Origin of the sequence: Acinetobacter sp. CIP 101966 (assembly GCF_000369725.1) — a bacterium.
GTDB classification, from domain to species: Bacteria; Pseudomonadota; Gammaproteobacteria; order Pseudomonadales; family Moraxellaceae; genus Acinetobacter; species Acinetobacter lwoffii_Q.
In genome coordinates, this window is record NZ_KB850160.1 from 1325416 (window position 1) to 1349814 (window position 24399).

The 24399-nt window shown below is 44.5% G+C and carries 19 protein-coding genes and 5 tRNA genes; 8 read left to right on the forward strand and 16 right to left on the reverse strand.

Annotated elements, in window-relative coordinates:
• Positions 1-759: 759 nt before the first annotated feature.
• The 8 genes from F891_RS12450 to secA all read right to left on the reverse strand — a co-directional run bounded on the left by F891_RS12450 (position 760) and on the right by secA (position 7121).
• A tRNA-Pro gene (locus tag F891_RS12450) sits at positions 760-836 on the reverse strand.
• A gap of 17 nt (positions 837-853) precedes the next feature.
• A tRNA-His gene (locus F891_RS12455) sits at positions 854-929 on the reverse strand.
• A 33-nt stretch (positions 930-962) separates the two neighbouring features.
• Positions 963-1039 (reverse strand) — tRNA-Arg (locus tag F891_RS12460).
• Between the two features lie 34 nt (positions 1040-1073).
• Positions 1074-1150, reverse strand: a tRNA-Pro gene (locus tag F891_RS12465).
• A gap of 151 nt (positions 1151-1301) precedes the next feature.
• On the reverse strand, positions 1302-2369 hold the full coding sequence (gene nadA / locus F891_RS12470) for a quinolinate synthase NadA (RefSeq protein WP_004281677.1): 1068 nt from the start codon (positions 2367-2369) through the stop codon (positions 1302-1304).
• Positions 2370-2522: 153 nt separating this feature from the next.
• Positions 2523-3743, reverse strand: a complete 1221-nt coding sequence (gene argJ / locus F891_RS12475; protein WP_004281676.1) for a bifunctional glutamate N-acetyltransferase/amino-acid acetyltransferase ArgJ — start codon at positions 3741-3743, stop codon at positions 2523-2525.
• A 159-nt stretch (positions 3744-3902) separates the two neighbouring features.
• Positions 3903-4256, reverse strand: a complete 354-nt coding sequence (locus tag F891_RS12480; RefSeq protein ID WP_004281675.1) for a hypothetical protein — start codon at positions 4254-4256, stop codon at positions 3903-3905.
• A gap of 138 nt (positions 4257-4394) precedes the next feature.
• Positions 4395-7121 (reverse strand): preprotein translocase subunit SecA, encoded by a 2727-nt coding sequence (gene secA, locus F891_RS12485; protein ID WP_004281674.1) that lies wholly within the window; start codon positions 7119-7121, stop codon positions 4395-4397.
• A 332-nt stretch (positions 7122-7453) separates the two neighbouring features.
• On the opposite strand from secA, the gene F891_RS12490 reads away from it, so the two are divergent.
• Entirely contained in the window at positions 7454-8095 is a 642-nt protein-coding gene (locus F891_RS12490; RefSeq protein WP_005263669.1) for a peroxiredoxin, read from the forward strand.
• 208 nt (positions 8096-8303) lie between these two features.
• Entirely contained in the window at positions 8304-8912 is a 609-nt protein-coding gene (locus F891_RS12495) for a dual specificity protein phosphatase family protein (RefSeq protein ID WP_005263670.1), read from the forward strand.
• Here F891_RS12495 and F891_RS12500 read toward each other — a convergent pair.
• Genes F891_RS12500 through trpA form a run of 4 tightly spaced genes read right to left on the reverse strand, consistent with a single transcriptional unit; the run spans position 8909 to position 12925 of the window.
• Positions 8909-9952 (reverse strand): SPOR domain-containing protein, encoded by a 1044-nt coding sequence (locus F891_RS12500; RefSeq protein ID WP_005263671.1) that lies wholly within the window; start codon positions 9950-9952, stop codon positions 8909-8911. The genes F891_RS12495 and F891_RS12500 overlap by 4 nt on opposite strands.
• Positions 9949-11232, reverse strand: a complete 1284-nt coding sequence (gene folC, locus F891_RS12505; protein ID WP_004281670.1) for a bifunctional tetrahydrofolate synthase/dihydrofolate synthase — start codon at positions 11230-11232, stop codon at positions 9949-9951. The genes F891_RS12500 and folC overlap by 4 nt, the downstream gene beginning before the upstream one ends.
• Complete coding sequence (gene accD / locus F891_RS12510) at positions 11229-12125, reverse strand: acetyl-CoA carboxylase, carboxyltransferase subunit beta (RefSeq protein ID WP_004281669.1); 897 nt, start codon at positions 12123-12125, stop codon at positions 11229-11231. Before accD ends, folC begins: the two co-directional genes overlap by 4 nt.
• Positions 12122-12925 carry a tryptophan synthase subunit alpha gene (trpA, locus tag F891_RS12515; RefSeq protein ID WP_004281668.1) on the reverse strand — a complete coding sequence of 268 codons (804 nt, stop codon included), beginning with the start codon at positions 12923-12925 and terminating at the stop codon, positions 12122-12124. The genes accD and trpA overlap by 4 nt, the downstream gene beginning before the upstream one ends.
• A gap of 365 nt (positions 12926-13290) precedes the next feature.
• Between trpA and F891_RS12520 the strand changes: the two genes are divergently transcribed.
• The gene (locus tag F891_RS12520; RefSeq protein WP_005263678.1) at positions 13291-14625 is read left to right on the forward strand and encodes a Na+/H+ antiporter NhaC family protein; all 1335 of its coding nucleotides are present in this window, start codon (positions 13291-13293) and stop codon (positions 14623-14625) included.
• Positions 14626-14674: 49 nt separating this feature from the next.
• Here the strand turns inward: F891_RS12520 and F891_RS12525 are convergent, their stop codons facing one another.
• On the reverse strand, positions 14675-15712 hold the full coding sequence (locus F891_RS12525) for a helix-turn-helix domain-containing protein (RefSeq protein WP_005263679.1): 1038 nt from the start codon (positions 15710-15712) through the stop codon (positions 14675-14677).
• 142 nt (positions 15713-15854) lie between these two features.
• Here F891_RS12525 and F891_RS12530 point away from each other — a divergent pair, with 142 nt between their 5' ends.
• On the forward strand, positions 15855-16733 hold the full coding sequence (locus F891_RS12530; protein WP_005263680.1) for a metal-dependent hydrolase: 879 nt from the start codon (positions 15855-15857) through the stop codon (positions 16731-16733).
• A 61-nt stretch (positions 16734-16794) separates the two neighbouring features.
• On the opposite strand, the gene F891_RS12535 is transcribed toward F891_RS12530, so the two are convergent.
• Both F891_RS12535 and F891_RS12540 read right to left on the reverse strand, forming a co-directional pair.
• The gene (locus tag F891_RS12535) at positions 16795-17787 is read right to left on the reverse strand and encodes a DUF2804 domain-containing protein (RefSeq protein WP_005263681.1); all 993 of its coding nucleotides are present in this window, start codon (positions 17785-17787) and stop codon (positions 16795-16797) included.
• Between the two features lie 137 nt (positions 17788-17924).
• Positions 17925-18434: a DUF1543 domain-containing protein gene (locus F891_RS12540; protein WP_005252819.1), complete on the reverse strand. Its 510-nt coding sequence runs from the start codon at positions 18432-18434 to the stop codon at positions 17925-17927.
• Between the two features lie 485 nt (positions 18435-18919).
• Between F891_RS12540 and F891_RS12545 the strand changes: the two genes are divergently transcribed.
• A complete protein-coding gene (locus F891_RS12545; protein WP_005263682.1) occupies positions 18920-21151 on the forward strand; it encodes an NADP-dependent isocitrate dehydrogenase in 2232 nt (743 codons plus the stop codon).
• 262 nt (positions 21152-21413) lie between these two features.
• Here F891_RS12545 and F891_RS12550 read toward each other — a convergent pair.
• A tRNA-Leu gene (locus tag F891_RS12550) sits at positions 21414-21500 on the reverse strand.
• 167 nt (positions 21501-21667) lie between these two features.
• Here F891_RS12550 and queA point away from each other — a divergent pair.
• From queA to F891_RS12565, 3 genes are read left to right on the forward strand one after another with little or no spacing between them, the layout of a single operon-like run.
• On the forward strand, positions 21668-22702 hold the full coding sequence (gene queA / locus F891_RS12555; protein WP_005263683.1) for a tRNA preQ1(34) S-adenosylmethionine ribosyltransferase-isomerase QueA: 1035 nt from the start codon (positions 21668-21670) through the stop codon (positions 22700-22702).
• Between the two features lie 16 nt (positions 22703-22718).
• Entirely contained in the window at positions 22719-23747 is a 1029-nt protein-coding gene (locus F891_RS12560) for a hypothetical protein (protein WP_005106091.1), read from the forward strand.
• A 49-nt stretch (positions 23748-23796) separates the two neighbouring features.
• Positions 23797-24366, forward strand: coding sequence for a LemA family protein (locus tag F891_RS12565; RefSeq protein WP_004645163.1), 570 nt, complete (start codon positions 23797-23799; stop codon positions 24364-24366).
• Positions 24367-24399 lie beyond the last annotated feature (33 nt).

Consider the following 24399-nt stretch of genomic DNA (forward strand, 5'->3'; position numbering starts at 1 on the left):
CTTAATGATCTTCTTGCTGATTCGTCACCAGCAAGCTAGGTCGGCTATATTACTCTCTATCTCTAGAAAGTCAACCAGTAATGAAAACTATTTTTCAAACTTATCAAATAAAACCCAACTCAATCAAACTTAACTAAGTCACTGTTTTATCAGAAGTTTTAATCTTCATCACCGCCGATGGATGTGCATTCTACAGCATTCCCGACCTAATACAACCCCTATTTTTAAATAATTCAGCAAAAATATCACGACTGTTTATTTATTCTACAAAAAATACAGGTTTTTCTATTTTTCACTCAAAATTTATTCAATTATTGATGTTTTAAAGTAGTTTATTTACTTATCAATGGGTATTTCTAGTTAATTTAATTGCTATATCTATCTAAAAATTTTTTATTGTCTTTATTTCAGATCAAACACAACAGATGAGTTAATAAAATATATTTACTATGGGGAATCCCTTACCCATTTTAAAAATATAATCCTCATCCATCCATTAAAATTCCATTCAACAAGATAATCACTCTATAGATAAACTCTGGTTAAATTGTTAAATGATTAAAATTAAGAGTGAAGCAATGCGAGAAGAAAGCAATCTTCAATGCACAGTTTTATTAGATGAAAAATAATTTAATAGGGATTCGAGCATTCATCATGATAGCCACCGATAACAATTGTATATTTTTTATTCACATTGAATTTCAGGCATAAAAAAACCGCTTAACGCGGTATCTTTTATCTCGACCATCTTGAAGGAGATGGTCGGAGCAGTAGGATTCGAACCTACGACCCCCTGGTCCCAAACCAGGTGCACTACCAGGCTGTGCTATGCTCCGATTTCAACTTTAAAAGTTGGGGTGAATGACGGGATTCGAACCCGCGACAACTGGAATCACAATCCAGGGCTCTACCAACTGAGCTACATCCACCATCATTTTGATTCTTAACATCAAGCGACCAAATGGCGCGCCTGACAGGATTCGAACCTGTGACCATCCGCTTAGAAGGCGGATGCTCTATCCAACTGAGCTACAAGCGCGTTACTGATGCAAACATCATTTGCCTTGAAGAATTGGTCGGAGCAGTAGGATTCGAACCTACGACCCCCTGGTCCCAAACCAGGTGCACTACCAGGCTGTGCTATGCTCCGATTCATCTCAGCTTTCGTATCGAACATCGTTCGGTACGGTGTGCATTCTAGGCGCGACGCCCGGAGACGTCAACACCTATATTTAAAAAAAACCGAAAAAACGCTTCAAGCGTTTATTTATCAATCGCTTCAGACATTTTTTATACAAATTTTAACGTTTTAGTCCGGCACTAAAGTTCAGCATGCGATCTAGAGGCAGTTTAGCTCGTTCAGCAAGTACCGGATTGACATGCACTTCCTGATCTTTATGCTGTAACACATGCAAGATACCATCCAGCTCGTTCATGGCCATCCAAGGACAATGCGCACAAGAACGACAAGTTGCCCCCTCTCCTGCGGTTGGTGCTTCAATCAGAATTTTATCCGGCACTGCCTGCTGCATTTTATAAAAAATACCGCGATCAGTAGCTACGATTAAACGCTGATTTGGCAAAGTTTGTGCTGCTTTAATTAATTGTGAGGTACTACCCACCGCATCGGCAATCTCGACCACAGACATGGGTGATTCGGGATGTACCAGAACTGCCGCATCTGGATAGAGCGCTTTCATATTGGCAATACCGCGTGAACGGAATTCTTCATGCACGATACAGGCGCCATCCCAGAGCAACATCTCTGCACCGGTTTTTTTCTGGATATAACGACCCAGATGCTGATCTGGTGCCCAGATGATTTTTTCGCCCAGACTGTCCAGATGTTCGATAATTTCCACTGCACAACTTGAAGTGACGACCCAATCGGCTCGGGCTTTCACGGCCGCTGACGTGTTGGCATAAACCACTACGGTATGATCCGGGTGCGCATCGCAAAAAGCGGTAAACTCATCGACAGGACAACCTAAGTCCAGTGAACAGGTCGCTTCCAAAGTTGGCATCAGCACGGTTTTATTGGGTGAAAGAATTTTAGAGGTTTCGCCCATAAATTTCACACCAGCTACCACAAGCGTTGAAGCTGGATGATCGCGACCAAAACGCGCCATTTCCAGTGAATCGGAAACACAGCCCCCCGTCAGCTCAGCCAGTTCTTGCACTTCAGGATCACAATAATAATGCGCCACCAAAACAGCATCCTGTTTTTCCAGCTCTGCCTTGATCTGTGCAAATTTGTCCAATTTTTCCTGCTGGCTCATTTGATGTTCTTGTGGAACACCTAAACGATCTAAATGCGCCTGCACAATCGATTTAGCTTCATTGGCTATTAATTTGGTCGGATCATTCATAACAACTCTTACTCTACCCTCATGGTTCACTATTCAATGAACCTTTCACCCTACATCCCGGTCATCTCTGGCGAAATGCTATTTTTGACCAGTCATTAAAAATCATTAAGTATAAAAAAAGCCCCACAACGGAGGCTTTATAAACAATCTGAATTATGAGCGATAATCTGCATTGATTTTTACGTAGTCATACGACAGGTCACAGGTATAAACCGTATCTTTTGCCTGACCTCGTCCAAGATCAACACGAATCGTCATTTCAGCCTGGGCCATCACACGTGCACCGGCTGCTTCAGTATAGTCTGCTGCCGCACCACCATCTTTGCAGATTTGTACATCATCTAACCAAACCTGAATTTTTGCAACGTCTAAATTTGGCACACCGGCATAACCAATCGCTGCCAGAATACGGCCCCAGTTTGGGTCAGAAGCAAAGATTGCGGTTTTGACCAGCGGTGAATGCGCAATGCTATAGGCAATATCGCAGCACTCTTGAGTATTGCCACCACCTTCTACAGTCACGGTAATGAATTTAGTCGCACCTTCACCATCACGTACAATCAGTTGCGCAAGGCGTTTCATGGTACGTGTCAATACGTCTAGCACCACTGCATAACGTGGATCTTCAGTCGAAGTGATTTCAGCACCACCGGCCTGACCTGTGGCAATAAAAATACACGAGTCATTAGTTGAGGTATCGCCATCAATTGTAATACGGTTAAACGATACATTGACTGTTTCAGTTAATAACTGTTGAACCAGTTCACGGCTGATCGGTGCATCCGTCGCAACATAGCCCAGCATGGTCGCCATATTCGGGCGAATCATGCCTGCACCTTTGGAAATACCGGTCATGGTATAAGTCACACCATCCAGCTCGAACTGTTCTGACGCACCTTTCGGAGTAGTATCTGTGGTCATGATTCCAGTCGCTGCATCGCCCCAGGCATCATCACGCAATGAATCCAGCGCAGGCTGTAAACCTGTAAGCAAACGCTCCATTGGAAGCTGCTCACCAATCACACCAGTCGAGAATGGCAACACTTCAGCAGCCTGTACGCCTGCAAGTTCAGCTAACTTGGCACAGGTGGCTTCTGCATTTGCCATGCCTGTAGGACCTGTTCCTGCATTGGCATTGCCGGTATTGATTACCAGGTAACGTGGATTTCCCGCTTGCAAATGTGCTTTGGATACATGCACAGGTGCTGCACAAAAGGCATTCTGGGTAAACACTCCAGCAACATTGGAGCCTGCAGCCAGTTCAAATATCACCAGGTCACGTCGGTTCTGATAGCGCACATAGGCTTCAGCCGAACCAATTTTAACCCCTTTCACCACATGCATCTGTGGCATAGATACGTCACCAACTGCCATTTTAAAGTCCAATATTGAAGTTTTAGAAAAATACAGCTTAGTTGATCTGGAACAAAAAATCGAGCCAAAGCCTGAGCCAGCCTGAGATTTGTTATGGGTTTTCACAATAAAAAACCAGTCATCAAGACTGGTTTCTACGTTTTTAAAATTAAGATATTTTTAATTTTGTGCAAGTTGTCCAGATTCGCTTAGCAAAGCCTGTTTCGCCTGTTGTTGACTTGCAGTAGAAAGTGCCGGATTTGTAGCAACAATACGGTCTGCATTTGCCGCATTGGCAGCTGCAATCGCAGCCGTCTGCAACACAATCGGACGATTCTGGTTGGCAAAGGTATAACGGATGCCGGTACGTGGGCTTGCTACAGTCACTTGTGCATCGGTACGTTGTACTTGAGCAGTGTTAGTACCCACCGCTTGCTGAACTTTATCAATTGTTGTGGTCGCTGCAGTTTGTGCAAAACTTAAGGCAGGCATTGCCAAAACGGCAATCATGAGCGTTTTTAATACTTTTTTCATTCAGGTTATTCCACTTTGATGTGTTGAATGAGCCATTAAATAGCATTTAATTCCTAAGACTGCAAACAGTATTCAATTTCTGAAAAATCTTCATACATAAAAAAATCAGAGCCATGTGGCTCTGATTTTTAATAGCGTTTAGATCTTGCCATGACATTGTTTATATTTCAGGCCTGAACCACATGGACAAGGCGCATTACGACTTGCCGGTGCTTCAAAGACTGGCGCCACCGAATTTGCCTGAGCATTTTGTTCAGTAGTGTTTTCATGTTCGCCTGCCAGCAAACCGTCAAACTCTTCATGAGATAACTGCAAACGCATTGCCTCAGCCTGTGCCTGCTGCTGTGCTTCCATTTCCGCCAGCTCTTCAGGTGTCGGTACGTGGATGCGCGACAGATCTGTCACGACATCTGACTTGATCGTACCGAGCATGTTTACAAACAGGTTATAAGCTTCTTTTTTATATTCCTGCTCTGGATTCTTCTGCGCATAACCACGTAAATGAATACCTTGACGCAAGTAATCCATAGCCGCCAGATGCTCTTTCCAATGACGGTCCAGAGAATTCAGCATAAAGTGGCGTTCAAGCGATGCTGCAGATTCCTCGCCCATTTGTTCACGACGTGAACGGTAGCGGTTCAGCACTTCGTCGGTAATGCGGACCACCAAGGCTTCTTCATCCAGACGACGGTCCTGCTCCAGCCATTGTCCAATAGGAAGATCCATCGAAAGATCTTCACGCAGCGCCAGTTCCAGGCCTTCAATATCCCACTGGTCATGAATCGATTCAGGTGGAATATAGTTGGCGATCACACCCTGCATCACTTCACGGATCATTTCTTCAATATAATCCTGCAGTGAATTTTCTGCCAGAATGTCATCACGCTGACTATAAATAATCTTACGCTGTTCGTTATTCACGTCATCGTATTTCAGCAAGTTCTTACGAATATCGAAGTTACGTGCTTCCACTTTACGCTGCGCATTTTCAATCGAGCGAGACACCATTTTGTGCTCAATCGCTTCATCTTCCTGCAAGCCCATGGCACGCATCATGCCGACTACGCGATCACCGGCAAAAATACGCATCAAGTCATCTTCAAGTGACAGATAGAAACGCGATACACCCGGGTCACCTTGACGACCGGCACGACCACGCAGCTGGTTATCGATACGGCGTGATTCATGACGCTCGGAACCGATAATATGCAAACCGCCTGAATCCAGCACAGCCTGGTGATTAAAATCCCATTCTGCTTTCAGACGCGTTTCATCTTCAGGAGTCGGGTTTTCAATTTTGGCCAGCAAGGCTTTCCAGTTACCACCCAACAAAATGTCGGTACCACGACCGGCCATGTTGGTGGCAATCGTCACTGCACGCGGCGCACCGGCCTGCGCAATAATATCGGCTTCACGTTCGTGCTGTTTGGCATTCAGTACTTCATGCTGGATCCCTGCCGCTTTTAGCTTATCCGACAGAATCTCAGAAGCTTCAATGGTGGCTGTACCAATCAAAATTGGTGCGACACCAGCTTCATGCACACGCTGAATTTCTTGAATAATCGCGTTATATTTCCCTTCACGATTTAAATAAATTAAATCGTTATGGTCTTGACGAATCATTGGACGGTGGGTCGGAATCAGCACCACATCCAGACCATAAATTTCTTTCATTTCCGCTGCTTCAGTATCAGCAGTACCGGTCATACCGGATAATTTTTTATACAGACGGAAATAGTTCTGGAAGGTTGTGGTTGCCAGAGTCTGGTTTTCCGGCTGGATGTCCAGACCCTCTTTGGCTTCTACGGCTTGATGCAAACCTTCAGACCAGCGACGTCCCGGCATGGTACGACCGGTATTTTCATCGACAATAATCACTTCACCATCGTTGATGATGTATTGCACATTGCGTTGATAGAGATAATGGGCACGGATCGCTGCAGTGACATGATGCAACAGGTTCAGGTTCGACGCTGAATACAAACTCTCGCCTTCTGCCAGCAAGCCCATCTCAATCAGTTCACTTTCAATGGTTTCAAAACCCACTTCAGTAATTTCAACTGAACGCTGTTTTTCATCAATCCAGAAGTGACCGCCATCCGGCACTTTCTCTTCTTTCTGTGCCTGTAATTTTGGTGGAATATTATTGATGGCTGCATAAAGCTGTGAAGAATCTTCACTTTGACCAGAAATAATCAACGGGGTACGTGCTTCATCAATCAGGATCGAATCGACCTCATCGATAATCGCATAGGTCAAACCACGCTGCTTTTTCTCAGCCAGCGAGAACACCATGTTGTCACGCAAGTAGTCAAAGCCAAATTCGTTATTGGTGCCATACGTAATATCGGCACGATAAGCTTGCGCTTTTTCCATCGGATTTTGCATGGAATAAATAATGCCGATGCTTAGACCCAAAAATTCGAATAATGGACGGTTCAACTCGGCATCACGTTGCGCCAGGTAGTCGTTCACGGTAATGACATGTACACCTTGGCCACTCAAAGCATTCAGATAGCAGGCCAAAGTACCCATCAGGGTTTTACCTTCACCGGTACGCATTTCTGCGATTTTGCCTTCGTGCAAGGTAATACCACCGATCAGCTGCACGTCATAATGACGCATGCCCATCACCCGCTTCGCGGCTTCACGACAGACTGCAAATGCTTCAGGCAGTAATTTATCGAGGGTTTCACCCTTATTATATCGTTGTTTGAATTCTTCAGTTTTTGCAGATAAGTCTGCATCGCTAAGGGTAGATATCGTCGGCTCGAGCACATTAATCTTGTCTACGATTTTACGCATGCGTTTGAGTTCGCGCTCATTTTTGGTACCGAAGATTCCTCCGATCAGACTTGCCAACATGAATAGACTCTCTAAATCTTGCTTGTCAAATGAATATGTTCTTAGTCGTTATTATGGTGCTAGAAATTTGAACTACAAGGGTTTTGCTGTAAAACCGCTAAAAAAATCTGATCCTTAGTTCTAGCCCTAAGATCTAAGGCAAAGTAATGTAGCAAATTTTCCCTGTGCAACATAGTCAATTAAGTGACTGATTTTTGCGCTTCTGGATAGATGGATATCCCACTTATGCAATTTACTCATAAAGAAAGCAAAAAACACTATTTTTAATCATAAAAAATTTGATTCATATTAAATCCTATCTCGACATTAAAAGACAAATTGAGGCTAAAAAGATGAGTTTACGTTTAGGCGATACCGCACCGAATTTTGAACAGCAATCCAGTGAAGGCCTTATTAATTTTTATGATTTTCTGGGTGATAGCTGGGGCATTTTATTTTCACACCCTGCCGACTATACACCGGTATGTACGACTGAGCTTGGCTATACTGCAAAACTTAAAGATGAGTTTACAAAACGTGGTGTTAAAGCCATTGCCCTGTCGGTCGATGATGTCGAATCGCATCATGGCTGGATTAAAGATATCAATGAAACCCAAAACACCACGGTGAATTTCCCGATCATTGCCGATCACGATCGCAAAGTTTCTGAGCTGTATGACTTTATTCATCCGAATGCCAGCGAAACGCTAACAGTTCGTTCTTTAGTGGTCATTGATCCCAACAAAAAAGTCCGTTTGATTATTACTTATCCTGCATCGACCGGTCGTAATTTCCATGAAATCTTGCGTGTGGTGGATTCACTTCAACTCACCGATAAACATAAAGTGGCCACGCCTGCGAACTGGCAGCACGGTGATGATGTGGTGATTGTCCCTTCACTGAAAGATGAAGAAGAAATCAAGCAACGTTTTCCAAAAGGTTATACCGCGGTTAAACCTTATTTACGCCTCACGCCCCATCCTGAGCAAAATTAAAAGGACTCCTTTTTAATTTTGCGAAAGACAAGCGAAGTAAAGGATAAGAGAAACTCTATTTTCCACATTTTATGCTTTATCGAATACGACATTGACGTGCCACGGATTCGATTTGTTGATACAGCCTGTCTTCGGATAGGCTTTTTTATATTCAAAATCTCGTATTCACTTTAAACTTGAAATAACAAAAACAACATCTACGCTCTGTATGAAAATCTGCATATTTCCAATTCTCATGAGTGGCTACCTCCTAACCACAGGTTGCATGACTACGCCTGCCCTGCCTGAACCTCAACGTCCTCAGCATTGGGGACAGCCCATTCATCAGAATCATAATTTTCATCAAATCAGCAATTTTGTTTATCGTAGTGAGCAGCCTTCAACTGAACTCATTCCTTTATTAAAGCAGCATCAAATCAATGTGGTTATTAATTTACGTTCACGGGATCAAGACAGCTTTGTTTTGAGCAATGAAAACTTTCAGCTACATCATGTACCCATACATACCTGGGCAATTGATCGGGAAGATTTATTGAAAATTATGCTACTGATTCAGCAAGCACAACAAAATCACCAAAAGGTGCTCCTGCATTGTTATCACGGTTCAGACCGCACTGGTGCAAGTGTCGCCATGTACCGAATTATTTTTGAACATTGGCCGATTGAGCAGGCGCTACAGGAAATGAAACATGGCGGTTATGGCTTTCATGCCATTTGGAGCAATATCGAAAAGTTATTCACGCCTGAAAATGTAAAATGGATTCGCGAGCAACTCAAGAATCCATCTACAGAAACTTTGATTAATACAAAGAATTAACGCTTATCCAGCGGCACCCAGTCATTCACCCAAGCTGATTTCATATTCAGGCTGGCATCAGACGCAATTTTCTTACGAAGTGCATCTGCAGTCTCACGGTCTTTGGACGGCCCCACCATGATGCGTACACCTTTAGAAGTTGAGCTTTTGGTGACCTTATAACCTTTGGCACGCAGTTTGGCTGCTACAGCATCCGCATTGGCTTCATTCGCTGCCAGTGCCACCTGTACCATCCATTGCTTGTCCTCTTCACCTTCCAGTAACTTACGCGCCTGCTCAGCTTCTGCTTTCTTCTTGGCTTCTTCGGCTGTAGCCTTTTTCTTGGCTTCTTCAGCTTTACGTTTTTCGTCAGCTTTACGTTTTTCCTCGGCAGCTTTACGTTCAGCTTCTTTCTTTTCAGCCGCTTTACGCTCTTCCTCGGTTTTACGTTTTGCTTCAGCCGCCTTACGTTCTGCTTCGGCTTTTTGCTGTTGCTCTAACTTGCGTTTTTCTTCAGCGGCTTTACTTTCAGCAGCTTTACGCTCTGCTTCTTTCTTGGCTGCGTCAGTAGAACTATTGGCTTTTTGTTGTACCAGCTGCTGCTGGGCTAACTTTTTTTCTTGCACCGCTTTTTCTTCAGCCAGACGTTTCTGCTTGGCCTGTTCATCTTCCACCAGTTCTGGTGGAATATTATCGGAACTTTGCTGTCCTAGGCGGTGTGCATTCAGGGCAGCATATTCTTCAGCCGCTTTACGTGCAGCATCTACTTCAGCCTGCTGTTGCATCGCTAAAAATTCGGCTGCACGCGCCTCCTGTTCTGCAACCGCTTTTTCGCGATCACGGCGTTGCTGTTCAAGTAAACGCTTTTCTGTTTCTACATCGACCGTCAAAGAACCGAGCGAATGATTGCCTGCCTCTTTATTTTCAACTTCCGCAGCCTGTGCCGGATTTTGCTGACGGTCCTGATTGATTTCATCTTGGCCTTTCAGGAGTAATGCTGCCAATAAAACACCACCACCGAGTAAAACAACACCGCCCATCCAGCGCTGTTTGTTATTCATTGACATTCTTCCAAATACTCCCATACCGCTTCTAAGGTATGAAATGATCCACATACCAAAATCAGCTGATTATTATCTGTTTGATCCAGTGCTGATTTAAAAGCTAATTTTACATTGTCAAATTGTTCTACCGCCTCACCGTTTAAAGCATCAGCCAAAACTGTGACGTCTGCCGCACGTGGAACGGATAATGGTGCAATTTTCCACAATTGCACCGTGTCTTTCAATAACTTGACGACAGAATTTATATCTTTATCTGCCAGCATTGAAAATACACAAATGACTTCATTATATTTTTGATTGTAATTTAAATAATCTCGTAATTGTTTCAGTAGAAATTCGACCCCATGCGGGTTGTGTCCTGCATCAAAAATCACGGTTTTATTCTGGATTTGACGGATTTCAAACCGTCCCGGCAATTTTGCCGTTTGAATGCCTTGTGCAATTGCCTGCTGGCTGACGTTTAATCCGCTCAGCAGAATGGCGGCCACGGCGGTAGAAATATTATCCAGTGCCAGCGAACCTGTTGGGAGTTTTAAGGTCGTACCCGATGAAGCAAAAGCCCAGCTTTGGCCATCTTCAAAGGCTTTATAGAAATAATCACGGTTGATTGCATACAAAGATGCTTTACATTCTTGGGCTTTATTTAGAATGGCTTGCGGGATCTGTTGCTGTCCACCAAATACCACGGGAATATCCGGGCGAATAATTCCGGCCTTTTCAAAAGCAATTTTCTCGATGGTGTCACCAAGCCAGTCAGTATGATCCAGACCAATATTGGTAATCACCGCCACATCCGGATTGACCACATTGACCACATCCAGACGGCCGCCTAAGCCAACTTCCAGCACCCAGACATCACAGCATTGATCTTTAAAAATCACAAAAGCAGCCAGTGTCGTGGCTTCAAAGAAAGACAGGCTCAAACCGCATTCGCGACGAGCCTGATCGACCTGAACAAAAGCATCAATCAGCAACTGATCTTCCACTTCAATGCCGCGTAATTTAACACGCTCATTGAAACGGTACACGTGGGGGGATTGATATAGCCCGACCTTGAAGCCTTGCGCATTCAGGATCGCGGCCAGCGTGGTGGTGGTCGAACCCTTACCATTGGTTCCTGCCACCGTCAGCACTTTGGCCTCTGGAGATGTCACGCCCAGCTTTTCAGCCACAGGAATAACCCGTTCCAGACCTAAATCAATACCCGTAACGTGAACATGGCTCCAATAATCGAGCCATGTATTTAAAGAATCTGTTGCTAAGGGTGCTGTGTTCAATGCAAATTCATCAACTTCGTAACGATACGATAAACTGTATCACGTAATGCATGACGGTGAACAATCTGATCGATTACCCCATGATCAAGCAAATATTCCGCGCGCTGGAACGGTTCTTCCAGTTTTTCACGTACAGTCTGTTCGATCACACGTTTACCGGCAAAGCCAATCATCGCTTTCGGTTCAGCAATATGTACATCACCCAGCATTGCCAATGATGCGGTCACACCGCCGTACACTGGATGAGTCAGTACCACGACATAAGGCAGACCTGCTTCTTTTAAACGCTGGATCGCAGCCGAAGTGCGCGCCATTTGCATCAGGGACAACATGCCTTCCTGCATACGTGCACCACCCGAAGCAGCAAAACAGATCAGGGGCTGACGGGTTTCAATCGCACGTTCTGCCGCCTGAACAAAGCGGTCACCGACCACTGTACCCATAGAACCGCCCATGAAGTCGAATTCAAACGCACAGGCAATCATCGGTACGCCTTTCAGCAAACCTTGAATTACCACCAATGCTTCGGTTTCACCAGTTTTCTTTTGTGCTTCCGCCATACGGTCTGGATAGGCTTTGCTATCGACAAATTTCAGCGGATCTTTGGCTATAAATTCCTGACCCAATTCTGTTTGCACCTGGTCAAAGAACCAGTTCAGACGTTCACGGGCTTTCATACGCAAATGTTCATCACATTGCGGACAGACATAGGCATTAAATGACATGGCAGTACGGGTCACCAATGCATGACATTCAGGGCACTCAATCGTAGGCTCGGTAAATGTCGCTTTATATACCGTTTGCTCATCGGGTACCTGAATGCCCGGAACAGTACGCTCCGTCCATGGGGTCGATGGGCTCAGAATTTTGCCTGATTTCACTTGTTGACTCATACTAACTCATCGAGCGCTGCTCGAAGCTCCTTGACTTTATTCACCGTCGCAATAACGGCTTGTTCTGGTGCGAGCGTTGCAAACTGCTTTACAAACGCACTACCCACAATAACTGCATCGGCAGCAACACCCATCGCTTTCGCAGATGCAGCATCACTGATACCGAAACCTACGCCTACAGGAACATCAGTCACAGCTTTAATCTTTTGAATGCGTGCAGCGGCTTCAGAGACATCTAAAGTTGCTGCACCGGTCACGCCTTTCAGTGACACATAGTAAATAAAGCCGCTGGCCTGTTTTGCTACATGTTGAATACGTGCATCGGTTGAAGTTGGTGCCAGCAGGAAAATCTGATCCATGTCATATTTTGCCAGTACTTCACCCAGACTTTTTGCTTCTTCTGGTGGCAAGTCCACCAGCAGTACGCCGTCTACTCCACATTCATAGGCATAAGCCACAAACTTTTCATAGCCAATCACTTCAACCGGATTCAGATAACCCATCAGTACCACTGGTGTTTCGCGATCTTTCAAGCGAAATTCTTTCACCATGTGCAGGGCATCCAGGGTATTGGTTCCACCTGCCAGAGCACGTTCAGCAGCTAGTGCAATCACCGGCCCATCTGCCATCGGGTCCGAGAAAGGAAGTCCCAGCTCAATCACGTCGACACCCGCTTCCACCATCTCATGCAGCAAAGGCACTGTGACTTCTGGATGCGGATCACCCGCCATGACATAAGAAACTAAAGCTTTACGCTGTTGAGATTTAAGTTGTCCAAATCGTGTGGCTAAACGTGACATAGAGAGGTATTTTCCTTAACGTGTTTCAAACTTGAGGCATTGACTATGTAGAAATACAAGACATCGCATTGTAACGCTATTTTTTGTCCAATGAACAGTCTGCGATACCGACCTCGAGTACTTCATTTCCTGTGCGAAGATTTCAAAACAATTCGGAAGGGTCTATTTACGATTATTTTGATTTTTTTCACAATGATCAAAGATGCCTAATTTTGCTATTACCTAAAATCTTGAATATTTAGATAAACTTATTTTTATCATATAAAAATTAATAAAAATGCAGATGTTAGCGCATTCATTTAAAGTTTTCTGAAATTGCAAAACCTGCTTTATACTAGTCCTATTCTCTTACTTTTTTATCTCCTATGCAGACTGATTCTGAGGCTACAGTGCAGGCACGCGCCATTGCACTGCTGCCGCTTATTGTATTTTTAACCATATTTTTGGGTAGCGGGATCTATCATTCCCTGATCGGAACCGAGTTCGCGTTCTATCAGGTGAAAGCGCCTGTCGCTGCCCTGCCTGCGATTATCTTGGCTGCATTAGTGTATCGCGGCAAACTCAACCAGGGCATTGAGGAATTCCTTAGAGGTGCCAGTCATCCAAATTTAATTCTGATGTTTATGGTGTTTATGCTGGCAGGTGCTTTTGCCAGCGTCAGTAGCGCCATTGGCAGCGTCGACGCCACCGTGCAGATGGGCTTGTCAGTGATTCCACCTACATTTATTCTGCCGATGTTATTTGTGATCTCGGCCTTTATTGCCACGGCGATGGGTACCTCCATGGGCACCATTGCAGCCTGTGCGCCGATCGCTTTTGGTTTCACCCAGGTGACCGATATTGACGTGATTTATGCGATTGGTGCGGTCGTCGGTGGTGCCATGTTCGGTGATAACCTGTCCATGATTTCAGACACCACCATTGCGGCGACCACCAGCCAACGCGTACAACTGCGTGACAAGTTCAGAGTCAATGTCTGGATTGCAGTTCCAGCCTCAATCGTCACTATTTTAATTTACGTGTTAAGTATCGGCAGTAGCAACACATTGGAATACAAGGATTTTAACTGGCTTCTGGTCTTACCTTATATCGCCGTATTTATTTTGGCCTTTAGCCGTTTACACGTTCTGGCTGTACTGACCATTGGCGTACTACTTTCCGGCTTGTTTGGCCTATTTGCCACAGCTGAATTCGATCTGCTCAAACTGAATACTTCAATTTACGATGGCTTTGTCGGCATGTTTGAAGTGGCGTTATTGTCGATGTTTCTGGGTGGCCTGTCGGCGATCATGCAGCGTGAAGGCGGTTTACGCTGGCTGATCGAGCGTATTTATAGCCTGACCCGTCTGTTTAAAGTTGGGAAGCAACGTGCTGGCGAAATCGGGATTAGTTTTTTGGTGGTGTTTTCGAATATCTTTGTGGCCAATAATACCGTGGCGATTATTCTGTCTGGTGATATGGCACGTGAAGTTGCCAAAGAATACGGCGTAGATCCTAAGCGTTCTGCGGCACTGATGGATATTTTCTCCTGTGTGGTACAAGGGTTGATTCCCTATGGCGCACAGTTACTACTGGCCTGTTCCATTGCAAAAATCTCACCGGTTGAACTGATTGGTGGTGTGTACTATTGCTGGATTCTGGCCATTTTTGCGATTGCGGCGATTGCGTTTAGATTCCCTCAAATCAAAGCCAACGCTTAACCTCACCATTTTCTTCAAATAAAAAAGCGACCGATACGGGTCGCTTTTTTTAGCTGCGCTGTTTGTGTAACTGCTTTCTGCGCTCTAATAATGTCTGTCCGGTGGCTGCCTTGTAGGCCCGTGCCAATGCCGACTGGTCAGAATAATCCAGCTGCTCGGCGATTTCGGTCAGACCTAATCCCTTCTGCAACAACAGCTCGCAACGTTTGATCCGCTGCTGTTCCAGCAGTTTTTTACATGAAGTGCCATGGGTACTAAATAAGCGTTGCAAACTCCGTGTCGACATCAATAACTGCTGAGCAAGTTGTTCAACTTTAATCGCCTGATGCTGGGTTCGCAGCTGTTCAGCAATCATTTGCTGCGCCTGTTCCAAATGATTCTCAAGGGGCGACTTGGCGGCAATCGCCTGTTCTGCCTGATGCACCAGCAACTGCAACAGCATCGGATCTGCCTGCTCAGACCGATGTGCCAGTCCTTGTAGATCCAGTTCTATGCCATAGTAGGCTTGGGAAAATATCACCTCGCTGGCGAAAAACTTTTGATAATGCATTTGTCCCCTATCGGGCGCATGGGCAAAGCGTACACAACGGACTAACAGTTGATGATCCTGTAAAATGACACGTCCCAACTGTACCATCGCGGCCATGGTCAGTTCATTGAGCAGATTATATTTTTCGTCCAGATAGGCCCAAAATAATTCAATACTGTGTTCACGCTGCTTCAACTGCAAAGGTACAAACTCACTGCCATCAATCACCAGTCGTTGAAAACGCATAATATGGCGGATCATTTCCGCAACGCTGCTGCTTCGCGAAGCCATATAGCCGAGCACGCCAAAATGTTCTGGACGAATAACCTGCACGATCTCGAAAATTAGTTGTGGACAGTTTAAATGTTGCCGGGTTCTTAACAGAAGCTGATTTAATAATTCCAGCGGCACTTGCGTGGCAAAAGGCTGATCAATCAGGGGGACAAGCGCTTCATGTACATCTTGCAGAAAGTCAGCTTCCAAAGGCTCAATTTGCAGACTGCGCAGATAAGTCGCCCAAAGCTGAATATAACCATTGGATATTTTAATTTCTTGCATGCGCGCTTCCCGCTGCCTGCTTTAGGCTAAGCAGTTTTATTTTCATTTGGCATAAAATGTATAAAAATTGGCAAGCACTGTCAAAACAATTACGGCATTCCCCGACATACTGTCACCATCGTCACAAAAAAGAACTTCTAAGATGAATGCAGTATTAAAATCTTCAATAAAGCCCGTGGTCCGGACCCAGCTTGATTTTAAACTGGATGAAATTCCGCGCTACTGGTTTGGCGGCGATCCCTTTCTGACCCGCATGTTCGATGCCTTGAGCCTGACCTTTCCAGATGGCGAGCGTTATTTTATTCAAAGTGTGCGCCTGTTCCGCGACAAGATTACCAATCCTGATCTGCAAAAACGTGTAGCAGACTTTATCCGCCAGGAAGCACAACACGGCATCGCGCATGAAAAGATGAATCAGGTCATGAAACAGCAAGGTATGCCAGTAGATCAATTTATTCAGCGTTTAAACAAAATTTTTAAATTTGAACTGGAAAAACGTTCACCACAATACAACATTGCCATGACCGCTGCGGCTGAGCATATGACTGCGCTGATGGCAGAAACATTCTATGCCTATAAAGACACTTTGAGAGAAGCGCATCCTTATGTACGTGCTCTGTTTGCCTGGCATGCCATTGAAGAAATGGAACATCGTGATGTTGCCTTTGATGTAATGAAACAGGTAGGCGATGTGCCAGAAAACCTACGCAAATTTACCTTGGCATGGACCAGTGCATTGATGATTGGCTTTACCATTTATCGCGCCAATGTGATGCTCAAACATGATGGTTTCAGTCCCTTACAACGGTTACAGATGAACTGGAAAGGGCTTTCTTGGTTCTTTGGCCGCGACGGGATATTGACCCGCATGGGTCCACAATATCGGGACTGGTTTAAAAAAGATTTCCATCCCAGCCAGCATCCGATCATTGCCCAATACGATGTATGGGTGAAGACTTTAGCAGAAACCAATGACCCGATTCAGGCCGGTGAAGCCTTCTGGCAGGCCGCCAGAGATTAAGCTCAAATCAAAAAGCCTTCAGAATTGAAGGCTTTTAAATTAGGTCTTATGTCCTGCACTTTTACCATTTGGCATAATGCTGCTCAAGCAAGGCATATTCATTCAGTAAAATAATTTCCTGATCATCCTGCTGGATTGTTCCGGAAACCTTGGCCTGCCACTGACTAAACTGGCTCCCCACCAGACGTAAATTCAGATTTTCATAACGGCGCCAGCCTGTACTCACTATCAGATTCAGTTTTTCATCCAGCGACTGAATCGTCCATTGGTTTTCCGATTCCTGTTGAAACAGCACATCGGCCAGTGGATAAATTTTTCCATTGACCCATAGACAGTTCTCGTTGCCAAAACTTTCATTCACGCCCGAAGCCAGATTAAGCCCAATCCGGTTATGGTTCACATCCCAGAAATTACAGGACAGCCAGAACCAGGCGGTTTCCGGGCGTAAAAAGCCACACGTATCATCTAATGAGGCAAAGCTGCGTTCATTAAACTGGATGGTTTGCCCCTGCTTGTTAATGAAAAAGCCTTCACAGCCCAAAGTGGTCAGTTTCTGGGTATAGGTCCAGCCGTTGATGCCAGTCGGACTGCACATACTCAGCGGGTCTGTGCCAGCACAAAAAATCCGGGCACTGAGTTTAATCTCGCCATATTTGCTGACGTTGATATAACGCACGCCGTTGGCATGCTGGATATCGATCTGAAAAGGTGACTTGTGAAAATAACTATGATTAAACAGCGGCTGTTCATCCAGCACAGTGTTGCGTGACAGGAAATTAATCGCATTCCATTCCAGCACTTCATTGCTCATATGGTTATAGACATAGACAAAACCATGCCCTGCCCATGCAATATCGGCAATCGCCAGTCCAATCGTATAATGCTCGTGCTGAATACTACAGAATTTGAATTTTTTATATTTTAGATGCTTACGCCAGCCTGACAGCACATGACCATAAGGATTTTTGTATTGATATGCCTGATAGTCAATACTTTTTGGAAGCTCCTTGAAACGTCCATAACGTGGTTGTCCATTTGCCTGAATTAAATCCATTTAAGACATTCCATCTCAGTCAAAACTGTTTTTCCTTGGCAGTATTATGCCAATTATTAAATTTTGATAAAGAGATTTTTTAAACCGCTTATCGAATCATCAAGCCAGCCGCAAGTTTAATTCAATCGCAAACTGCTTTAAATCGTGAGATAGGTATTTTCCCAGCGATTGCCGCTAAAACTACCCTCTAGCAGTTGGACGTAGTGGCCATAAACCTGATCGATGGCAATACAGTCATCTACATCCAGCACGCGGTCGGTATGCTGTTTTTGCCAGTGCCGGGCGAAGTAAGCTTTACCGCGCTGTTTAGCGACCATAGCATTCTGCGCAACCACCAACACATAACGATGTAACTCACCAAACTCACGTGGATCATAACCACCCAGATTAATCAGCCAAAGTTTTTCATCGGATTGCTGTGGCTGTGCATCAGTAAATTGCAGCACATAGGACTTGCCCTCGAACTCTAGCCCGTTGATTTGCGCCCAGGCATCAATATGCAAGCCTTTCTGTTCCGCAAACCAGGCATTTTTTAATTGCGGATAGGTATCTTCCAGACTCTCCCCCACAGCCAAAACCACATCATGAACTTCTGTATTGGCACGGGCATGACGACCACCGAGCATTACAATAAACAGGCTGGGCATTACATTTCCTTGTTAGTGTCAATCTTTAAGATTCATTTCATTAATGCTTGCCAGTATAGCGCAAAGCTATTCCATGATGATGTAGCCATCTGCCAAGGACAAATTTGCATCATCAGCCTGACTGAATTTGCGCAAAACAGCATGAAGTCATTCGGTACCGATATACATCTCGAGGATCAGTTTAAGTCTATGTCGGACTCAAAAAACCATTTTCAGTGAATACAATTGGCTAGCGAATCATTTCCGATCATTTTCATCAGGATTTACAGCAGAAGATGATTATTTTTTTGTACAAAATATAAACACGGCTAAACCATACAAATCTGTACAAATTTTCACCCAAATTTCAATCTAAAGGCATATTTCGTTGACTGAAATGCGCTGAAAGACGATACTCTCAATGTTTTTATTTAAGCAAATCGGTTCAAAGAGGCTGGGCCAAAAGTTCGGTCCTCAGAAACTCAATCCAACGCAAGGGGCTATATATGGCTGGTGGAAAGTCAACTATCATTTACACACTGACCGACGAGGCGCCATTACTGGCGACTTATTCTCTGCTGCCGATCATTGAGACCTTTACTAAGCCAGCTGGCGTTGAGATCGTCAAAAGTGACATCTCTGTAGCTGTGCGCGTGCTCTCCGAATTTACAGATTACCTAAGCGAAGAGCAAAAGGTGCCTGACACTCTAGCTGAGCTAGGTCGTCTTACACAAGATCCAGACACGAACATTATCAAACTCCCAAATATCAGTGCTTCTGTTGGCCAGCTAACAGCGTGTATCAAGGAACTTCAGTCTAAAGGCTATGCAATCCCTGACTATCCTGAAAACCCGACCACTGAAGAAGAAAAAGCAATCAAGGCACGTTATAGCAAATGTCTTGGTTCAGCAGTAAACCCTGTTCTACGTGAAGGTAACTCAGACCGTCGTGCACCTGCTGCCGTTAAAAACTACGTGAAAAAACACCCGCACTCTATGAGCGAGTGGAAACAGTGGTCGCAAACTCACGTTTCACACATGGACGAAGGTGACTTCTACCACGGCGAAAAGTCGATGACTTTAGACCGCGCACGGAATGTAAAAATGGAATTGATCACCAAGTCTGGTGAAGCGATTGTTCTTAAGCCAAAAGTTGCGCTTCTGGACGGCGAAATCATCGATTCAATGTTTATGAGCAAGAAAGCACTTTGCGACTTCTACGAGAAAGAACTTGAAGACTGTCGTGAAGCAGGCATCCTGTTCTCTTTACACGTTAAAGCAACCATGATGAAGGTGTCTCACCCAATCGTATTTGGTCACTGTGTAAGAATCTACTACAAAGAAGCATTCGAAAAACATGGCAAGCTTTTTGATGAGCTTGGCATTAATGTCAATAACGGTATGGCGGGTCTTTACGAAAAGCTTGAAACTTTACCAACCTCTGTACGTGAAGAAATCATTGCTGATTTACATGCTTGTCAAGAACACCGTCCAGCTTTAGCGATGGTTGATTCTGCAAAAGGCATCACTAACTTCCATTCACCAAACGACGTGATTGTAGATGCTTCTATGCCTGCAATGATTCGTGGTGGCGGTAAAATGTGGGGCGCTGACGGCAAGCCTTACGACTGTAAAGCAGTCATGCCTGAATCAACTTTCGCACGTATTTACCAGGAAATGATCAATTTCTGTAAATGGAATGGCAACTTCGATCCAAAAACCATGGGTACTGTACCTAACGTTGGTTTGATGGCGCAAAAAGCGGAAGAATACGGTTCACACGACAAGACTTTCGAAATTCCTGAAGCAGGTGTTGCGAACATCACTGACCTAGAAACAGGTGAAGTGTTAATGTCTCAAAATGTGGAAGAAGGCGATATCTGGCGTATGTGTCAGGTGAAAGATGCACCGATCCGCGACTGGGTAAAACTTGCAGTTACTCGTGCACGCAACTCTGGCATGCCGGCAATCTTCTGGCTTGACCCGTACCGTCCACACGAAAACGAACTGATCAAGAAAGTTGAAAAATACCTGAAAGATCATGACACCACTGGTCTTGACATCCAGATCATGTCACAAGTACGTGCAATGCGTTATACGCTTGAACGTGTTGCTCGCGGTCTAGATACTATTTCTGTAACAGGTAACATCCTGCGTGACTACCTGACTGACTTGTTCCCGATCATGGAATTGGGTACATCTGCGAAAATGTTGTCAATCGTGCCATTAATGGCAGGTGGTGGCATGTACGAAACAGGTGCAGGCGGTTCTGCTCCTAAGCACGTACAGCAGTTAGTTGAAGAAAACCACTTACGTTGGGATTCACTCGGTGAATTCATGGCGTTGGCGGTATCTTTAGAAGAAATGGGTATTAAAGAAGGCAATGACGACATCAAGTTACTTGCTAAAACTTTAGACCAAGCGACTGGTAAATTGCTAGATAACGACAAGTCTCCTTCTCGTCGTACTGGCGAATTGGACAACCGTGGTAGCCATTTCTACCTGGCGAAATTCTGGGCTGAAGAACTTGCTGCTCAAGACGAAAATGCTGAATTGAAAGCGAAATTTGCACCACTTGCAAAAACTTTAGCTGAAAATGAAGAGAAAATCGTTGCTGAGCTTGCAGAAGTTCAAGGCAAATCAGTAGACATCGGCGGTTACTACGCAGTTGATCAAGAAAAAGTAAATGCAGTGATGCGTCCAAGTGCAACGTTGAATGCTGCTCTTGCTTCTATGTAATGAGTTAAAAAATCGATTTAACCTTAGGTTAAATTGATTAAAAAAACCGGCACTGACGTGCCGGTTTTTTTTTATGTCCAATTCATGCAGCGCAATCACTGAAGCAATCCATTTTTTAAGCAGTTCTATGCAGTGTTATTTTCACAAGCTATCTTTTAAATCAAGAAGATAATTTTGAAGAGCAGATAAAAAGAAACAGGTTATTATTTTTCAGACAATAAAAAACCCCAAGACTGAATGTGCTTGGGGTTTTTTAGAATTTTGGTCCCGAGGGTCGGACTCGAACCGACACGTCATCTCTGACAGCGGATTTTGAGTCCGCCGCGTCTACCAATTTCACCACCTCGGGAGTGGATGAAAGGTATAATACGCGATTTCTCAGCACTGTCAACGCAGAATATTTTCATTTGTTTATTTTTAAAACAAATGGCATTTTTTCGTTTTAAAATCGAGCAATTCCCGCCATAAAAAAGAAAAAAGTTTATACTAGCCGCAGTTTTTTTAGCGTAAATCATCATGCAACTTTCTGATTTTAATTTTGATCTCCCCGATGAGCTGATTGCTCGCTACCCACTGGAAACACGCAGTGCCTCTCGCCTGTTGCACCTCGATGCCCAAGGTCAATATCATGACCATCAATTTACCGATATTCTGGATTTACTTGAAGACGGCGACTTGTTGGTATTAAACGACACCAAAGTCATGAAGGCCCGTTTAAAAGGTAAACGTGCTTCAGGCGGTGCGGTAGAAGTGCTGGTTGAGCGTATGCAAGATCGCTTTATTGCCTATTGTCATATTAAGGCCAGCAACACCCCAAAAGCCGGTGCAGAACTTTTTATTGGCCCGGATGCAGTGAAAGTGACCGTACAAGGCCGTCATGAAAATCTGTTTATTGTAGAATTTTCACAACCAATTCTCGATGTGCTGAATCAATACGGCGCCTTGCCGATTCCGCCTTATTTCAACCGTGAAGCGGAAGAGATTGATACTGAACGTTATCAAACCGTGTTTAATGACCCAACCAAACTGGCCAGCGTTGCAGCACCTACTGCCAGCCTGCATTTTGATGCCGATCTGTTGGCAAAACTGGAAGCCAAAGGGATTCAAAAAACTTTTGTGACCCTACATGTTGGTGCAGGTACTTTCCTGCCAGTGCGTACCGATGATATTCAAAATCACATCATGCACAGCGAATGGTGCGACGTCCCTGAAACTGCGGTCGAGATGATTCGTCAGACTAAAGCCCGCGGTAATAAAGTCATTTCTGTAGGCACGACTGCCACCCGTGCAGTCGAAAGTGCAGCACAAGCACATAACGGTGAACTGGCAGCCTGGACAGGTGATACCCAGATTTTCATCTATCCGGGTTATCAGTTTAAAGTGGTCGATCGTTTGATCACTAACTTCCATTTACCAGAATCGACCCTGTTAATGCTTGTGTCTGCCTTGTCCAATCGTGACAATATTCTCAATGCTTATAAGCATGCAGTAGACAGCCAGTATCGCTTCTTCAGTTATGGCGATGCCATGCTGATTGATCAGGCGAAATAAGCGAGAACCATTGCCCATGCCGATCGAGTCTGTACAACAGTCCATTCATATTCGCCGCAAGAAAAATGCAGTGGTGTTTCAAAATATCGCTCGGCTTTGGGATCTGGGTCAACAGGCCAAAACGCATCAGCAATTGCTGGATGGGCTGCATCCCTGGAATGGCCCGATTACGCTCAAGTTTGAAAATAACCTGCCGCTTGCGCTTGCCGGAATTGGGCTTTTTCTGATTGGCAGCATTTTTATTGCGCCGGGAAATATCTGGATTCAGGGCAGTGTTTTTCTCGGCTGTCTCTGTATCTTCTGGGCCTATATTTGCTATGAACAGCAGCAGCCCTTAGAGGAAGTCATTGCTTTTCTGGAAGAACAGGCACTGGCCAAGAAATATCAGCTTGCCTTTCAAAAACAGCCACTGCATATTTCCATGCCACTCAATCCCCTGCACTTTATCCGGCATTTAAAACAATTATTTCCAGTATTCAATCAAGGTTCGTTGAGTAATGAGATTCAGCGTTATGCCAGCACGGTCTGGGAAGATGAAAATGGCCAGCAACATCAGGTGCTACTGTTCCAATACCACTATATTGATGAAGTACAGGCCCGAAATAAGGAAGGTCAGCCAGTCAAACTGATGCAGGTCCATAAAGACCTGTGGGGCGTATTTGTGTTTGATATCCAGATTCAGGGACTGGCCGTTACGACTTCCAGAAAGAAATTTTATTATCCTTATAGCCATCCCTGGCACAGCAGCGATATTCGCACCAACCAGAGATTAAGCTTTTATGGCAGTGATCCGCTGCAAACTGCCAAATTACTCAGTCCGGGTTTTGTGCTGCGACTGGCCGACTTTTTTGAACAGCGTCAGGGTGATTTACTGTTTCACCCAGAAAATAAGATGCTGTGCTATCTAGGGCCCCATGATTTATTTCAGGTATCGAGCAAGCAGCAGAATATTAGCGATATTTCCACATTGCGCGGCCACCTGAGAACGTTTAAATTAAAACAGCTCGAAAACTTACAACATGATCTGCTGCAGTTTTTAAAATAAATTTTTCGCATCATTTTTAAAATATAGATATAGCTTGGGGAGATCTCGGATGGGATTTTTGATTTTATGTTTGATCATTGTGGCGCTGATTGTCACGATTATCATGATCCGCAACAGTATTGTCCGTCATCACAACGCCACGATTCGCGCCTGGTCGGATGTCGCCAGTTATGAACGGCAAAAACTGAAAATTCTGGATGGGCTGCAACCGCTGGTCGAGCAATACTCGAGTTTTGAAAAAGGCACGCTAGAAAAAGTCACCGAACTGCGTCAGAACATCATGAACCTGAATATCAAGGATGCCGATATTGGACAATTACAACGCATTGAAAGTCTGAACAAACAGTTAATGCATAGCCTGAATGTCGTGATTGAAAATTATCCAGAACTGAAAGCCAATGACATCTATCTGAAAATGATGGCTGAAATTGAAGAACAGAATGAAAATGTCGGTGCGGCGATTACCATTTATAATCGCAATGTCGAGCTGTTTAACAACCAGATCCAGATTTTTCCGCACAACATCATTAATAATATGTTACTCAGAAAAAAAGTGGTACGTCCATTCCGTGATCAAAGCGTGACACAGAATTTTGATTACCGTCCGAACTTTCACTGAGTGAACAGCAAGATCTGATAAAATTTTGCATCC

Coding starts and splice junctions, on each gene's coding strand:
- nadA (WP_004281677.1), bottom strand. CDS start 2,369: ATGAATGATCCGACCAAATTAATAGCCAATGAAGCTAAATCGATTGTG.
- argJ (WP_004281676.1), bottom strand. CDS start 3,743: ATGGCAGTTGGTGACGTATCTATGCCACAGATGCATGTGGTGAAAGGG.
- F891_RS12480 (WP_004281675.1), bottom strand. CDS start 4,256: ATGAAAAAAGTATTAAAAACGCTCATGATTGCCGTTTTGGCAATGCCT.
- secA (WP_004281674.1), bottom strand. CDS start 7,121: ATGTTGGCAAGTCTGATCGGAGGAATCTTCGGTACCAAAAATGAGCGC.
- F891_RS12490 (WP_005263669.1), top strand. CDS start 7,454: ATGAGTTTACGTTTAGGCGATACCGCACCGAATTTTGAACAGCAATCC.
- F891_RS12495 (WP_005263670.1), top strand. CDS start 8,304: ATGAAAATCTGCATATTTCCAATTCTCATGAGTGGCTACCTCCTAACC.
- F891_RS12500 (WP_005263671.1), bottom strand. CDS start 9,952: ATGAATAACAAACAGCGCTGGATGGGCGGTGTTGTTTTACTCGGTGGT.
- accD (WP_004281669.1), bottom strand. CDS start 12,125: ATGAGTCAACAAGTGAAATCAGGCAAAATTCTGAGCCCATCGACCCCA.
- trpA (WP_004281668.1), bottom strand. CDS start 12,925: ATGTCACGTTTAGCCACACGATTTGGACAACTTAAATCTCAACAGCGT.
- F891_RS12520 (WP_005263678.1), top strand. CDS start 13,291: ATGCAGACTGATTCTGAGGCTACAGTGCAGGCACGCGCCATTGCACTG.
- F891_RS12525 (WP_005263679.1), bottom strand. CDS start 15,712: ATGCAAGAAATTAAAATATCCAATGGTTATATTCAGCTTTGGGCGACT.
- F891_RS12530 (WP_005263680.1), top strand. CDS start 15,855: ATGAATGCAGTATTAAAATCTTCAATAAAGCCCGTGGTCCGGACCCAG.
- F891_RS12535 (WP_005263681.1), bottom strand. CDS start 17,787: ATGGATTTAATTCAGGCAAATGGACAACCACGTTATGGACGTTTCAAG.
- F891_RS12540 (WP_005252819.1), bottom strand. CDS start 18,434: ATGCCCAGCCTGTTTATTGTAATGCTCGGTGGTCGTCATGCCCGTGCC.
- F891_RS12545 (WP_005263682.1), top strand. CDS start 18,920: ATGGCTGGTGGAAAGTCAACTATCATTTACACACTGACCGACGAGGCG.
- queA (WP_005263683.1), top strand. CDS start 21,668: ATGCAACTTTCTGATTTTAATTTTGATCTCCCCGATGAGCTGATTGCT.
- F891_RS12560 (WP_005106091.1), top strand. CDS start 22,719: ATGCCGATCGAGTCTGTACAACAGTCCATTCATATTCGCCGCAAGAAA.
- F891_RS12565 (WP_004645163.1), top strand. CDS start 23,797: ATGGGATTTTTGATTTTATGTTTGATCATTGTGGCGCTGATTGTCACG.